Below are 13,613 nucleotides of genomic sequence, written 5' to 3' on the forward strand. Positions count from 1 at the left end.
GCGACGCTTCACAACAACGCCAGTTGCACCGGCGGCGCCAACACCCGGCGCAAGCGGGCCGACGACGTGTCATGCAGCGCCGCGCGATAGTCTTGCGTCACGACGAACGGCTTGATCTTTTCCAGCGGACAACGCAGCCGCACGAGGTCCTCGTAGCGCACCCGGCGCGAACGCCGTAACTCCACCAACCGTTTTGCGTTGCGCATGCCGATGCCCGGCACGCGTGCGATCATGCGCAGCGGCGCGCGGTTCAGGTCGACCGGAAACTGATCACGATGCGCTAACGCCCACGCGAGCTTCGGATCGATGTCGAGCGACAGGTTGCCGGGCTGTTCGAACAGTTCGTCCGCACTGAAGCCGTAGCCGCGCATCAGGAAATCCGCCTGATACAGCCGGTGTTCGCGTAACAACGGCGGTGCCTGAGCCGGCAATGCGGAAGGACTGTCGGGAATCGGGCTGAAGGCGGAGTAGTAGACGCGCTTGAGCTTGTATGACCCGTAGAGCGTCGCGGCGGTCTGCAAGATCGTGCTGTCGTTCGTCTGATCCGCGCCGACGATCATCTGCGTGCTTTGGCCCGCGGGCGTGAACTTTGGTGCTCCGGCGTCGCTATGCGCTTCTTCCTGCGCAAGGCGGATCGAGCCCATGGCGAGCTTGATGGTGCGCACGTTCTTTTCCGGCGCGAGCAGCGCGAGGCTGCTGTCCGTAGGCAGTTCGATGTTCACGCTCAAACGGTCGGCATAACGCCCGGCTTGAGCAATCAACTGCGGATCGGCGTCGGGAATGGTCTTCAGATGAAGATAGCCGCGAAACTGATGATCCTCACGCAACGACTGGGCGACGCGCACGAGTTGTTCCATCGTGTAGTTCGACGACTGAATGATTCCGGAACTCAGAAACAATCCGTCGATGTAATTGCGCCGATAAAAATCCAGCGTCAGGTCGACAACTTCCTCGGGGGTGAAGCGCGCGCGTGGCACGTTGCTCGAGCGCCGGTTGACGCAGTACTGACAGTCATACAAACAGAAATTGGTGAGCAGGATTTTCAGCAGCGAGACGCAGCGCCCGTCTGGCGTGAAACTGTGGCAGATGCCCGCGCCGGTGCTGGCGCCGAGGCCTGCAATGCCGCGCGAGCCGCGTTTGGGCGCGCCGCTGCTTGCGCATGACGCGTCGTACTTCGCGGCGTCGGCCAATACTTCCAGCTTTTTGAGCAGTTCCACGTTGCCACCAATACTGTATGGATGTACAGTATTGTACGTGGGGACGCGGTGACTGCAAGCGGTTTTTTATGGGAAACGGGCGTTGGCTTCGGCGCGTATCCGGCGAACAAGCGGGGCGAAAGGGCTGCAAGGGCAATGGATGTGTGCGGAATGTGCTGCCTTTGCCTGCAACGGGGAGCTATCTCAAGAGTAACGACCGGATTTGATAAACGCGGTCGCGGAACCTTGCACAGTCGAGCGGTCTGAATAGAGCAGCTATCGCGGGTGAGCCCGCACAATGAACGGAGATTCATCGACATGCCGGCTTTATCCGGTCAGGAACGTCATGCCTGAACAACTTTGGCTGCCTGGGCTCGAGGCGCCGCCAACGCCGACAGACGGCCTGTTCTTCGCCGTCTTTCCCGATACCGCCACCGCGGCCGGCATCTCGAAGCTCGCGCAACAGCTTTGCGGGGAGACGCGCGCGCGGAGCAAGCCGCTTGCGGCGGGTCGTCTGCATGTCACCTTGCATCACCTGGGAAATTTCGCCGGTGGTTTGCCCCAGAAGCGAGTCGATGCGGCGATGCAGGCGGCTGCGTCGATCAGAATGGAGCCGTTTAGCGTCGAATTCGACACGGCGGTCAGCTTTGCCTTGAAGCCAAGACCCGGCCCGCTGGTGTTGGGCGGAGGCGAAGGCGTCGCCGGCTTGCACGTACTGCACGACGCCTTGGGTCGCGCGTTGCAGAGCGCCGGTTTGGGTGAGCACGCGGTCTCGTCCGCGGCGCAGTACACACCGCACGTCACGCTGGCGTATGGGATGCCATGGGCCGCGGCACGCCCCGTCGAGCCGGTCTGCTGGAACGTGCGCGAGTTTGCGTTGATGCACAGTTTGCTCGGGCGTACGCGGCATGTCGCGTTGGCGCGCTGGACTTTGACTGGCGCCGAATCTTAGCGCGCGTCGCCCTGGGTGACGGCGGTGTATCGAAGGACGCCCTGCTAGAACCGCATTCCAGTTGCGCAACCGCCAGCGAAACCGGCGCCGCTTCCGCCCGCGCCACCGCAGAACACGCCGCAACCGGAGAGCGCGAACGCCATGGTGACGCCGGCTAGCGTCGCGCGCAGCCACGGCTTTCGAACGCGCTTGCCTGGATTGACGAGATCCGCGGCCGGCTGTGGACTGATGCGGGCATGGAGAACGATGGAGGTGTGACTGCGGCTTGAAGTGATCATTCGGGGTTTCATAGCGTGGATGACTGTGGGAGCGGGAGGGACGGCGAGCAGGGCGCCGTCTGCTGAAAGTGTTTTGTCAGATTTGGCTGTGGAAAACGGAGCGGCAAGTGCCGCGGTAATGAATCGCCGAGGCTAGCGCACGACCGTGTGCCCTCAAATACGCGGAATCTGAAAACGTAGGAGGTTTCGTCGGTTCGAGAAGCGGAACGATCGTGCGCGCCCTGATAGAATGCTTGGGCCGCAACGTAGTGGATTGCAGATGAAATTGCTTGATGCGTTAGTCGAACAGCGTATTGCCGCCGCCGCCGCGCGAGGCGAATTCGACGAGTTACCGGGCGCCGGCGCGCCGCTGTCGCTGGACGACGATACTTTGGTCCCCGAGGAAGTGCGCGTCGCCAACCGGATTTTGAAGAATGCGGGCTTTGTGCCGCCCGCTATCGAGCAGTTGCGCGCGTTGCGCGACCTGCAAGCGGAGTTGAATGCCGTGAGCGACCGGGCTACCCGTTGCCGTCTCCAGGCGCGCATGCTCGCGCTCGATATGGCACTTGAATCGTTGCGTGGCGGCCCGCTGGTTCTGCCGCGCGAATACTGCCGGCGTATCGCCGAGCGGCTATCCGAGCGCGCGGGCAACCTCGATACGGCAGACGCGGGTTCGCAGTGAGCGAGCCGCTTGCCCAGTCCGCCGCGCCGGATTCAGACTCTGTCGAGTCTCACGGAGCGCTGAATGTGCCGGGTTCCGAACGCTCGGCGAGCGATGTCGCTGAATCGGCAGCGGCCGATTCGGGCGCTGCCGTCGCCTCGGCGGGTTCAGAGGCAGCCCTAGGCGAACCGCCCACATGTTCCACCGTCCCCGAAGTCACGGAGCGCGATCGCCGTTTCATGGCGCTGGCGCAAGCCGCCGCCGAAAAAGCGCGCGCCGCCGGTGAAGTCCCCGTCGGCGCAGTCTTAGTGCGTGGCGATGAAGTCATTGGCACAGGTTTCAATCATCCGATCGGTGGGCACGACCCGTCCGCGCATGCGGAAATGGCCGCTTTGCGCGCCGCGGCGCAAGCCGTCGAGAACTATCGTTTGCCGGGCTGCGAACTCTACGTCACGCTGGAGCCGTGCCTGATGTGCGCGGGGGCGATCATGCATGCGCGCATCGCGCGAGTCGTATTCGGGGCGCGCGATCCGAAAACGGGGGCGTGCGGCAGCGTCGTCAATGCGTTCGCGAATCCTCAGTTGAATCATCACACCACGGTGATCGGCGGCGTGCTCGAAAATGAATGCGGGGCCGCGCTTAAGTCGTTCTTTGCCGAGCGGCGGCGCGCGAGCCGCGAAGCGCGTGCAACGGCACGGGCCGACGCGGCTGGCGCAGCCAGCGCACCGGGCATCGCACCGGGGCCGGCCCGGTCGCTCTAAAACAACAACGTCCAGCAAGGTCCTGCCAATGACCGTCCATCGCACCATCGAACTGATCGCGCCGTCCGGGTATCCGCACGACCCCGAGGTGCTGCATCGCGCGTTGGCGCGCTTCCATGCGCAGGGGCATCACGTCGAGGGCGTGGAAGCGACGAAGCGTCGCTTCCAGCGCTTTGCCGGCACGGATGGCGAACGCGCGGCCGAGCTGAACCGCCTCGCCGATCCGTCGCGTAAGTTGCCGGACATCGTGCTGGCCGTGCGCGGCGGCTACGGCGCGGTGCGCATCCTGCACGGCCTCGACTACGAAGGCTTGCAACGGCGGCTCACCGATCAGCCGATCGCGCTGGTCGGACACAGCGATTTCACCGCGATCCAGCTTGCGCTGCTGGCGCGCGCCGGCGTGAAGAGCTTCGGCGGCCCGATGGTGATGAGCGACTTCGGCGCGGAGGAATTGAGCGAGTTCACCATGCAGCGCTTCTGGTCGGCGGTGACGAAGCCGACCATGACGATCTCGAACAACACGCCGCAAGCGCAGCCGGTCGACGTCTCTGGCATGTTGTGGGGCGGCAATCTGGCGGTTCTGGCGTCGCTGATCGGCACGCCGTACATGCCGCCGGTGCAGGGCGGCATCCTCTTTATCGAGGACGTCAACGAGCAGCCGTTCCGGGTCGAGCGGATGATCTACCAGTTGCACCTGTCCGGCATTCTTGCGCAGCAACAGGCGCTCGTGCTGGGCGATTTCTCCGGCGCCAGGCCCTACGAATACGACAACGGCTACGATCTGCACGCAATGATCGAGCAGGTGAGGTCGGTGATCGGCATTCCGGTTGTCACCGGCCTGCAATTCGGGCATGTCCGCAACATGGTGACGCTACCTGTGGGCGCGGACGCGCATCTCGTCGCGAATGCGCACGGCTTTAAACTTAGTGTGTCGGGCTATCCGTACCTCGCATGAGTTAGCTGGAGGGGGAAGCGGGCGATTGTCCGCTTTCTTTTTTAATTCGAGTAACGCAACTAACGGTCGATTTTTATGGCCTGCCACCGGCAGAGCAGCCCCCGGAAGGTCCGCCAGTTTTGTTGACAAAACAGGCCACCAATGAACGATCCCAGCCAAGCCTAATTAAGCTCGTACTGCGATACCGCCGGATACGCATGCCGGACCGAGCGTCCGTCAGCCCAACCTCGCCGCCAAGATTGTCGAAATTCAAGGCAAAAATTGTTGACAATTTTTATGTCCATCCTATGATGACCAACATACCGAGACGAACATCATGTCCGACACAGACTCCGCTGCCGCGAATAGTTTGAAACCCGAAGCGATCACCGAGCGCATCCGCGCCGCCATCCTCGAGCATCGGCTCGCGCCTGGCGCCAAGTTGACAGAAGCACAGTTATGCGAAGTATTCGGCGTGAAGCGCGGTCCGATCCGGCAGGCGCTGGCGCAGTTGGCAACCGACCACCTCGTCGATCTCGAACCGAATCGCGGGGCGTTCGTGGCAAGTCCGTCGCTGCAGGAAGTCCACGAAGTGTTCGAGATGCGCCGCATCATCGAGCTGGCGGTGGTCGAAAAGATCTGCAGCGGCCACGGCATGCGGCGTTTGAAGAGCATCGGCAGCATGATCGGCCGGGAACGCAAAGCATTTGAAACACGTGATTTTCCAGCGTGGATTCGCCTGTCGGGCGAGTTTCACACCGAGTTGGCCGGACTCACCGGCAACGCTGTGTTGTGCGACTGCCTGAACGGTCTGGTGGCGCGCTCCACACTGATTTCCGCGCTGTACGAGTCGCTCGGACGCAGCCCATGCTCGTTCGAGGACCACGAAGCCATTCTCGCCGCGCTCGACGCCGGCGATGCAAAAGAGGCGGCGGCCCTCATGTCGCGCCATCTGCAAAGCGTCGAGTTGAAGATGCTGGACCGCCCCGCACGTGGCGCGGCCGATCTGCATGAAGTGTTCGGCGCCCTCAACGGCGCAGCCAGAGATTCATCGAAGACCAAGTCCGCGCCAGGCTGAGGCAGGCGGCCGGCGTGCGCCCGTTCCCGGTGCGCGCCGCACTGAATTGAACTGAACGAATCAAGCGTTGCAAGGCGGCTCGGCGTGAGCGCTGCCGGCTTGTGCACGCGTGTCCGCCGCCGGGCGACGGACTTCGGGTAGTAACGCATCGCCGGACTTCGCGGTTGCCGGCGGTGCGACAACCACAAGTACTTCAAGTACGGAGACATCCGCGGCACGGCCGGGACAGACGCGTCAGGCCCCCTCCATTCATGCGGACGAGGAGGGCGCGACTGGCATGGCCGATGCAATGTCCTTCGATTCGCTATCGACGGTCCCTATTCCAAGGAGGAATCATGGCTCAGTTCAGTGCAGCGCCCGGCAATCCCGCAATTTCCCCTTACGCAGACGACGGCGCGTCCAGCGAACCGTCGATGCCCGCAGGCTACAGCGACCGCCTCTATAACGAGGATCTCGCACCGTTACGGCATCAAACCTGGGGCGCCTACAACATCTTCGCGTTCTGGATGTCGGACGTGCACAGCGTCGGCGGCTACGTGTTCGCGGGCAGTCTGTTCGCGCTCGGCCTGACGAGCTGGCAGGTGCTGATCGCGCTGCTGGTCGGCATTACGATCGTCAACCTGTTGTGCAACCTGATCGCCAAGCCGAGCCAGGCGAACGGCGTGCCGTATCCGGTGGCGTGCCGCGCGACCTTCGGCGTGCTCGGCGCGAATATTCCCGCGGTGATTCGCGGTCTGATCGCGGTCGCGTGGTACGGCATCCAGACCTATCTGGCGTCGAGCGCGCTCGTGATCGTCGTGTTGAAATTTGTTCCGCAATTGCTGCCTTATGCGGATGTTCATCACCACGGCTTCCTGGGGCTTTCGATGCTTGGCTGGACCGGCTTCATGGTGCTCTGGGTGTTGCAGGCGCTGGTGTTCTGGCACGGCATGGAGACCATCAAGAAGTTCATCGACTTCGCCGGCCCCGCGGTCTACGTGGTGATGTTCATTCTCGCGGGTTACATGGTGTATCGCGCGGGGTGGCGCAACATCGGCATCAACCTGGGCGGCGTCAAATATCACGGCATGCAGGTTGTGCCGGTGATGATCACGGCCATCTCGCTGGTGGTGTCGTATTTCTCCGGTCCGATGCTGAATTTCGGCGACTTCTCGCGCTATGGCAAGAGCTTTCGCAGCGTGCAACGCGGCAACTTCTGGGGCCTGCCGGTCAACTTCCTGGCCTTCTCGCTGGTGACTGTCATCACGACCGCGGCCACGCTCCCGGTGTTCGGCGAACTGATCACGGACCCGGTCGAAACCGTAGGCCGTATCGACTATCCGACCGCGGTGATTCTCGGCGCGCTGACCTTCACGATCGCGACCATCGGCATCAACATCGTCGCCAACTTCGTCTCGCCGGCTTTCGACTTCTCCAACGTCGCGCCGCGCCTCATTAGCTGGCGCATGGGCGGCATGCTCGCGGCGGTGGCGTCGATTTTCATTACGCCGTGGAATCTGTTCAACAACCCGGCTGTGATCCATTACACGCTCGACGTGCTCGGCAGTTTCATCGGACCGTTGTACGGTGTCCTGATCGTCGACTACTTTCTGGTGAAGCGCCAGAAGATCGTTCTCGACGATCTGTACACGGTCTCGCCGACAGGTTCGTACTGGTATCGCAACGGCGTCAATTACCGGGCGGTCGCCGCGTTGCTGCCGGCTGCCGTGATCGCCGTGGCCTGCGTGATGGTGCCCGCGCTCGACGGCATGGCGAATTTCTCGTGGTTTATCGGCGCAGGCCTCGCTGCGTTGTTCTATCGTGTTCTTGCACGCTGAATTTTGCGGAAGCAACAGGAGTCGATATGCGTATCAAACTGATCAACCCGAACACGACCCAACGCATGACGGAAGCCATGGGCCGCTGCGCGCGCGACGTCGCCGCGCCGGGCACCGAAGTCATCGCGGTAAATCCGACCATGGGGCCGCCGTCGATCGAAGGGTATTACGACGAAGCGCTCGCCACGCCGGGCTTGCTGGCCGAAGTCGCCGCCGGCGAACGTGAAGGCTGCGACGGCTACGTGATCGCCTGCTTTGGCGACCCCGGTCTGTACGCCGCGCGCGAGCTGGCGCGCGGCCCGGTGATCGGCATTGCCGAGGCGGCGATGCACGCGGCCAGCGTGCTGGCGCCGGGCTTCTCGGTGGTGACCACACTGGCGCGCACGTGCGGCATGGCGTGGCACCTTGCCGAGCGTTACGGCATGAAGCGGTTTTGCCGCAACGTGCGCGCCACCGACGTCGCTGTGCTCGACCTCGACAAGCCGGGCTCGGCGGCGCGCCGCATCATCCTCGACGAATGCCGGCGTGCGCTCGCGGAAGACGGTTCGGACGCGATCGTGCTCGGCTGCGCGGGTATGGCCGAACTGTGCGCGGAAATCGAAGACGCGCTCGGCGCACCGGTGATCGAGGGCGTGACGGCAGCGGTGAAGTGGACCGAGGCGCTGGTCGCGCTGCGTCTATCGACCGCCAAACGTGGCGATTACGCGCGGCCGCTGGCCAAGCGCTACGACGGCGCGCTGGCGTCCTTCAGCCCCACCGACGCCGACCCGAATCCGCTCGCCACGCGCGGCTCTACCGTCATTTCCGCCGCAAAGTCGCCGGAAAACGAAGGAACGGTCGATTTATTGCGGGTAAACACTACAGAACCGGGACCGTACATACATTCAGTCTGACACGCACTATCTGCCCGGGTGTATGGGCGCACCCGGGTGTTTTCGCTACACTGGTCCAACTCGGTGCGGGCTGCCTGAAAGGCTCTTTTTCTGCTGCTTTCGGTACTGCTTCTGATGTTTTTCCACCGCGCCGGCGTGAGTCGTTTGCACTCAGCGCGCGAGTCCGCGCAACCTCATGTGCATGCCACGTGAGTTCCACGCGAATTTTACGTACCGTCACCACGCATTCGTCAAACCATGCCACTCGACCCGAACTACCCACGCGATCTGATCGGCTACGGCCGCCACCCGGTGCAGGCAAACTGGCCGGGTCGAGCGCGTGTCGCAGTGCAATTCGTCCTGAATTACGAAGAGGGCGGTGAAAACTGCGTGCTGCACGGCGATCCGGGCTCGGAGCAGTTTCTGTCGGAAATCGTCGGCGCCGCCTCTTTTCCGGCACGTCATATGAGCATGGAGTCGATCTACGAATACGGATCGCGCGCGGGTGTCTGGCGGATCCTGCGCGAATTCGAAAGGCGCAAGCTGCCGCTCACGGTGTTCGGCGTCGGCATGGCGGTCGAACGGCATCCGGAATTGGCGCGGGCTTTCGTCGAACTCGGGCATGAGATCGCCTGCCACGGTTATCGCTGGATTCACTATCAGGACATGGCGCCGGAGAAAGAAGCGGAACACATGCGCCTCGGCATGGAAGCGATCGAGCGCGTGACGGGCGAGCGTCCGCTCGGCTGGTACACCGGGCGCGATAGTCCCAATACGCGGCGCCTCGTCGCTGAATACGGCGGTTTCCTGTACGACTCGGATTACTACGGCGACGATCTGCCGTTCTGGATGGACGTCGATGTGACCGGCGGCGCGAAGGTGCCGCAGTTGATCGTGCCGTACACGCTCGACACCAACGACATGCGCTTTGCGAGCCCGCAAGGCTTCAATACCGCGGATCACTTCTTCACGTACCTGCGCGACGCCTTCGACGTGCTCTACGAAGAAGGCGACGAAGCGCCGAAGATGCTGTCCATCGGCATGCACTGCCGTCTGCTCGGACGCCCCGGGCGTTTCCGCGCGCTGCAACGTTTTCTCGACCATATCGAACAGCACGATCGCGTGTGGGTCACGCGGCGCGTCGATATCGCGCGCCACTGGCGCGAACATCATCCTTATCAACAAAACGACCGCGGGGCTGCGGCATGAAGGCGATGCAATACACTCTGGACCAACTCAACAGCATCTCGACCGACGCGTTCGTGGCAGCGCTGTCGGGCATTTTCGAGCACTCGCCGTGGGTCGCGGAAATCGCCGCGCAGCAACGGCCTTTCGCCAGCATCGACGAGGTGCATCGCAAGATGTCGAATATCGTCGAGACGGCGGGCGAAGAGAAGCAACTGGCGTTGATCAACGCCCACCCGGAACTCGCCGGCAAGGCCGCGGTGCGCGGTGAACTGACCGCCGAATCCACGCGTGAGCAAAGCGGCGCCGGCCTCGCGCAATGCACGCAGGAAGAATTCGACAGACTGCTCGCACTTAATGCCGCGTATCGCGAGAAATTCGGTTTTCCGTTCATCCTTGCCGTGCGCGGGTATGACCGTCACGGCATCATCGCGAACTTCGAGGCGCGCGTGAACAACAGCCGCGCCGACGAACTGCGCGCGAGCCTCGATCAGATCTATCGCATCGCACGTTTCCGGCTCGACGACCTGATCGACGCGTAAGGGTTTACCGCGCGTCGCTGGACTCGAACTGAAACGTTTTTTGAGCACTGACCAACACTAAGGAAGACAAAGATGGCACTCCCGATTCTCGACCCCAACGCACCGGAATTCACGCGCCGCTATGTGAATCTGGCGGACCCGCGCCTGGGCGCGCAGGCGCTCGAGGCCAGCGACGATTTCTTCGCACCGAAGGAACGCATGCTAAATCCGGAGCCGGCCGTCTTCATTCCGGGCAAGTACGACGACAATGGCAAGTGGATGGACGGCTGGGAAACGCGCCGCAAGCGCGCCAACGGCTACGACTGGTGCGTGGTGAAATTGGCGCGGCCGGGCGTGATCAAGGGCCTCGATCTCGACACCAGCCACTTCACCGGCAACTTCCCGCCGGCGGCGTCGGTAGAAGCCGCGCGCGTGGTGGATGGCGCGCCTAACCAGTCGACGCAATGGACCGAAATCGTGCCGTCGACCACCTTGCAAGGCAATAGTCACCACTACCACGAAGTCAGCGACGCGAATGCGTACACGCATCTGCGCGTGAACATCTATCCGGACGGCGGCATCGCGCGTCTGCGTGTGTATGGTCAACCGCAAGTCGATTGGGCCGGCGCGAGCCGCACGGAGCAGTTCGATCTGGCGGCGATGGAAAACGGCGCATATCTCGTCGCGGCGAACAACCAGCATTTCGGCGCAGCCTCGACAATTTTGATGCCGGGCCGTGGCGTGAACATGGGCGACGGCTGGGAAACGCGCCGCCGTCGCGAACCGGGCAACGACTGGGCGATCGTCGCACTGGCGCAGCCGGGCGTGATCAAAAAGATCGAAGTCGATACGGCGCACTTCAAGGGCAACTTTCCGGACCGCTGCTCGATTCAGGCCGCGTATGTCACGGGCGGCACGGACAGCTCGCTGATCACGCAGGCCATGTTTTGGCCGGTGCTGCTCGGCGAACAGAAACTGAAGATGGACAACCAGCACTATTTCGAAAGCGAAATCGCGGCGCTGGGTCCGGTGACGCACGTGCGCTTTAACATCATTCCGGACGGCGGCGTGTCGCGTCTGCGTTTGTGGGGCACGCTCGCATCATGAAAACGCTCGCGATCGAACCGTTGACGAAGGAAGCGTTCGCCGCGTTCGGCGACGTGATCGAACTCGAAGGCGCGAAGCAGATTCCGATCAACCTCGGCACGACGATCCGCTTTCACGATCTCGCGAAAGTGGACGTCGCCGACGAAAACGGTCGTACGCTCGTCAACCTGTTTCGCGGACAGCCGCGCACGCTGCCGTTCGAAGTGAAGATGCTCGAACGGCATCCGCTCGGCAGCCAGGCGTTCGTGCCGCTGAACGACAAGCCGTATCTGGTGGTCGTGGCGCCGGCGGGCGAGTTGGACGCGTCGAAGATTCGCGCGTTCGTGACGAGCGGCTGGCAGGGCGTGAACTATGCGAAGGGCGTGTGGCACCATCCGCTGATCGCGTTGGGCGACGTGAGCGACTTTATCGTTGTCGATCGTGGCGGGGACGGACTCAACCTCAATGAGCAGGATCTCGCCGAGTCGCTGTGGCTCACGGAAGATGCGTTGAGCGCGGTGGCTGTTTGAGTTTGATCGCTTTCATGTAGCACGCAGGTCGACTTAAAAGAACCCACAGCATCACCGATGCCGTGGGTTCTTTGTTTTGGCTGCGAATCATAAAGGCGCAGCGCGACGCCCTCGTTGCGCGTCTAACCACGCTTGCCGAGAAGCGGCGAGCGTCCAATCACCTCGCGCGCGCGTTCCGCCGGCTCCGGCATGGAAAAACCTGCGGCTTCGATCGCCGGTTTGAGTCCTTTGAATTGCAGACTCTTCTTCGGTGAGCGCAAGGACGCCATGCCGTCGTCCCAGGCGTGAAGCATGTGCTTCGCGACGGTGTGCCATTGCGGCTCGTTGCGCGCCGCTTCGATCAACTCCTGACCGACGGCGACGGCCGAATCGCACAAGGCCTCGACCATCTGCGCGTATTGCCGCGGCGCGATGCCCATACGCGTGTTGAAGAAGCGCTCCAGCGTTTTGCCGGCTGCCCAGGTTTTGCGGCCGTCGATCGGCAAGCCCGGAGGATTCGCCGCGAAACGCGGGTACGCCTGCGTCGTGACGATGTCGTAGACGGGCGTGAACGCGACATCGTCGACCGATGTATAGAACAACGCCACGTTCTTCGTATGGCAATCCGCGTTGCGTACGACGTAGTTCGTCAACATATGCCAGCCGAGATGCTCCAGCTGCTCGCGCATGGTGTCGCGATCGAGCAGATAGGCTCGTGCGGCATTGAGCATTTTCTCGCTGGTCGAGTTGTATTTTTCGTGCGGCGGCAAACCAAGAAGACCGCACAGGTCCTCGACGCCATAGGCCGGCTTTCCCTGTGCGTCGACGTCGAAGCGCTCGACGATCAGCGCCCGGCCATCGTCCGACATCTTCGTGCGCGCGACCGGCGCGACGCTGAGCCGTTCGAGCACGCGCATGGAATAGAACTCGTTGAAGCCGAGAAACGGCGTGCTGTCGTCCGAGCCTTTGATGATGTGGCGGCTTGTCCGGATGGTGGGTTTGCCGAGCGGCATCGACGTGAATGGCTGCGAGGCATCGTCCTGTGGCGCGATGAACTTGGGCACGGCGCCCGAGATGGCCGCGCGCGCATACTCGCGCACGAGTTGCGCGAAATGTTCGGCCGTGTTGTCGCCGTGCAAAATGTCCTGCACGTCGAGCGCTCGCAGTTCCGTTCCAGGTGCGACGCCTTCCGGCGTCACGGTGACACGGCCGATCCCCATCGCGCCGACCACCGCGAGCAGCGACAGGTCGGTGCCGTCGAGCAACGGTCCGAACTGCTCGCGAATCAGATTCAGCAAATAACCCTCCGGCAGGTTTTGCCGGAAAAACGGATGCAGATCGCGCGGCCAGCGCCAAGGTTCTTCACGCACCGGCATGGTCAGGCTGATGAAATCCGCCGTGCTCGCGTCGCGGTTGTATTTGAGGACGTAGTCGTCGCGCTCGCGAAATAGCGTGGCGACGTTTTTGCCCAGTACCTGGACGTCGAGCCTCATTAGTTGGCGTCCGGATTGCGTTGTTCAGCGAGGATGTCTTCGAGCGTGCGCCCGTGGCCATGCGCGACGAACTTGAGGTCGTAGCCTGCCGCTTCGAGCAGGCGCACGAGCACGGACACGCTCATATCGTTTTTGGCGAGCGTTTCCATACGCGCGACGGTGGTGCGCGCGACGCCCGCCCGACGCGCCAACTCCTCTTGCGACAGATGGCTTTCGTGGCGAACAGCCTTCAGCATGTCAGATACATCGGCGAGATTGGTCATTTGTAGCCCCGAGGCGTCAATTTCGACG

Annotated in this window: 15 protein-coding genes; 11 read left to right on the top strand and 4 right to left on the bottom strand. The window is 62.7% G+C overall.

Going from position 1 to position 13,613, the window contains the following annotated elements; genetic code table 11:
• Nucleotides 1-8: 8 nt before the first annotated feature.
• Complete coding sequence (locus B0G73_RS34365; protein WP_106285562.1) at nt 9-1,217, bottom strand: putative DNA modification/repair radical SAM protein; 1,209 nt, start codon at nt 1,215-1,217, stop codon at nt 9-11.
• 325 nt (nt 1,218-1,542) lie between these two features.
• Between B0G73_RS34365 and B0G73_RS34370 the strand changes: the two genes are divergently transcribed.
• Nucleotides 1,543-2,148, top strand: coding sequence for a 2'-5' RNA ligase family protein (locus B0G73_RS34370; protein WP_106285563.1), 606 nt, complete (start codon nt 1,543-1,545; stop codon nt 2,146-2,148).
• Nucleotides 2,149-2,192: 44 nt separating this feature from the next.
• Here the strand turns inward: B0G73_RS34370 and B0G73_RS34375 are convergent, their stop codons facing one another.
• Entirely contained in the window at nt 2,193-2,426 is a 234-nt protein-coding gene (locus B0G73_RS34375; RefSeq protein ID WP_106285564.1) for a hypothetical protein, read from the bottom strand.
• A gap of 259 nt (nt 2,427-2,685) precedes the next feature.
• On the opposite strand from B0G73_RS34375, the gene B0G73_RS34380 reads away from it, so the two are divergent.
• The 10 genes from B0G73_RS34380 to B0G73_RS34425 all read left to right on the top strand — a co-directional run bounded on the left by B0G73_RS34380 (nt 2,686) and on the right by B0G73_RS34425 (nt 11,850).
• The gene (locus tag B0G73_RS34380) at nt 2,686-3,087 is read left to right on the top strand and encodes a DnaJ family domain-containing protein (RefSeq protein ID WP_106285565.1); all 402 of its coding nucleotides are present in this window, start codon (nt 2,686-2,688) and stop codon (nt 3,085-3,087) included.
• A complete protein-coding gene (gene tadA, locus B0G73_RS34385) occupies nt 3,084-3,827 on the top strand; it encodes a tRNA adenosine(34) deaminase TadA (protein ID WP_106285566.1) in 744 nt (247 codons plus the stop codon). The genes B0G73_RS34380 and tadA overlap by 4 nt, the downstream gene beginning before the upstream one ends.
• 28 nt (nt 3,828-3,855) lie before the next feature.
• On the top strand, nt 3,856-4,782 hold the full coding sequence (ldcA, locus tag B0G73_RS34390; protein ID WP_106285567.1) for a muramoyltetrapeptide carboxypeptidase: 927 nt from the start codon (nt 3,856-3,858) through the stop codon (nt 4,780-4,782).
• Nucleotides 4,783-5,098: 316 nt separating this feature from the next.
• Nucleotides 5,099-5,839, top strand: a complete 741-nt coding sequence (locus tag B0G73_RS34395; RefSeq protein ID WP_106285568.1) for a GntR family transcriptional regulator — start codon at nt 5,099-5,101, stop codon at nt 5,837-5,839.
• A gap of 335 nt (nt 5,840-6,174) precedes the next feature.
• Nucleotides 6,175-7,656: an NCS1 family nucleobase:cation symporter-1 gene (locus B0G73_RS34400; RefSeq protein WP_106285569.1), complete on the top strand. Its 1,482-nt coding sequence runs from the start codon at nt 6,175-6,177 to the stop codon at nt 7,654-7,656.
• A 26-nt stretch (nt 7,657-7,682) separates the two neighbouring features.
• Nucleotides 7,683-8,549, top strand: a complete 867-nt coding sequence (locus tag B0G73_RS34405) for an aspartate/glutamate racemase family protein (RefSeq protein ID WP_106285570.1) — start codon at nt 7,683-7,685, stop codon at nt 8,547-8,549.
• Between the two features lie 237 nt (nt 8,550-8,786).
• Nucleotides 8,787-9,737 carry an allantoinase PuuE gene (gene puuE / locus B0G73_RS34410; RefSeq protein WP_106285571.1) on the top strand — a complete coding sequence of 317 codons (951 nt, stop codon included), beginning with the start codon at nt 8,787-8,789 and terminating at the stop codon, nt 9,735-9,737.
• Entirely contained in the window at nt 9,734-10,255 is a 522-nt protein-coding gene (gene uraD, locus B0G73_RS34415) for a 2-oxo-4-hydroxy-4-carboxy-5-ureidoimidazoline decarboxylase (protein WP_106285572.1), read from the top strand. Before puuE ends, uraD begins: the two co-directional genes overlap by 4 nt.
• Before the next feature lie 72 nt (nt 10,256-10,327).
• Nucleotides 10,328-11,341, top strand: coding sequence for an allantoicase (gene alc / locus B0G73_RS34420; RefSeq protein WP_012433323.1), 1,014 nt, complete (start codon nt 10,328-10,330; stop codon nt 11,339-11,341).
• Complete coding sequence (locus tag B0G73_RS34425; protein WP_106285573.1) at nt 11,338-11,850, top strand: ureidoglycolate lyase; 513 nt, start codon at nt 11,338-11,340, stop codon at nt 11,848-11,850. Before alc ends, B0G73_RS34425 begins: the two co-directional genes overlap by 4 nt.
• Nucleotides 11,851-11,972: 122 nt before the next feature.
• On the opposite strand, the gene B0G73_RS34430 is transcribed toward B0G73_RS34425, so the two are convergent.
• Both B0G73_RS34430 and B0G73_RS34435 read right to left on the bottom strand, forming a co-directional pair.
• A complete protein-coding gene (locus B0G73_RS34430) occupies nt 11,973-13,322 on the bottom strand; it encodes a type II toxin-antitoxin system HipA family toxin (protein WP_106285574.1) in 1,350 nt (449 codons plus the stop codon).
• Nucleotides 13,322-13,585: a helix-turn-helix transcriptional regulator gene (locus tag B0G73_RS34435; protein ID WP_106285575.1), complete on the bottom strand. Its 264-nt coding sequence runs from the start codon at nt 13,583-13,585 to the stop codon at nt 13,322-13,324. The genes B0G73_RS34430 and B0G73_RS34435 overlap by 1 nt, the downstream gene beginning before the upstream one ends.
• Between the last annotated feature and the right edge of the window lie 28 nt (nt 13,586-13,613).

The sequence above is a fragment of the Paraburkholderia sp. BL25I1N1 genome (assembly GCF_003002025.1).
GTDB lineage: Bacteria > Pseudomonadota > Gammaproteobacteria > Burkholderiales > Burkholderiaceae > Paraburkholderia.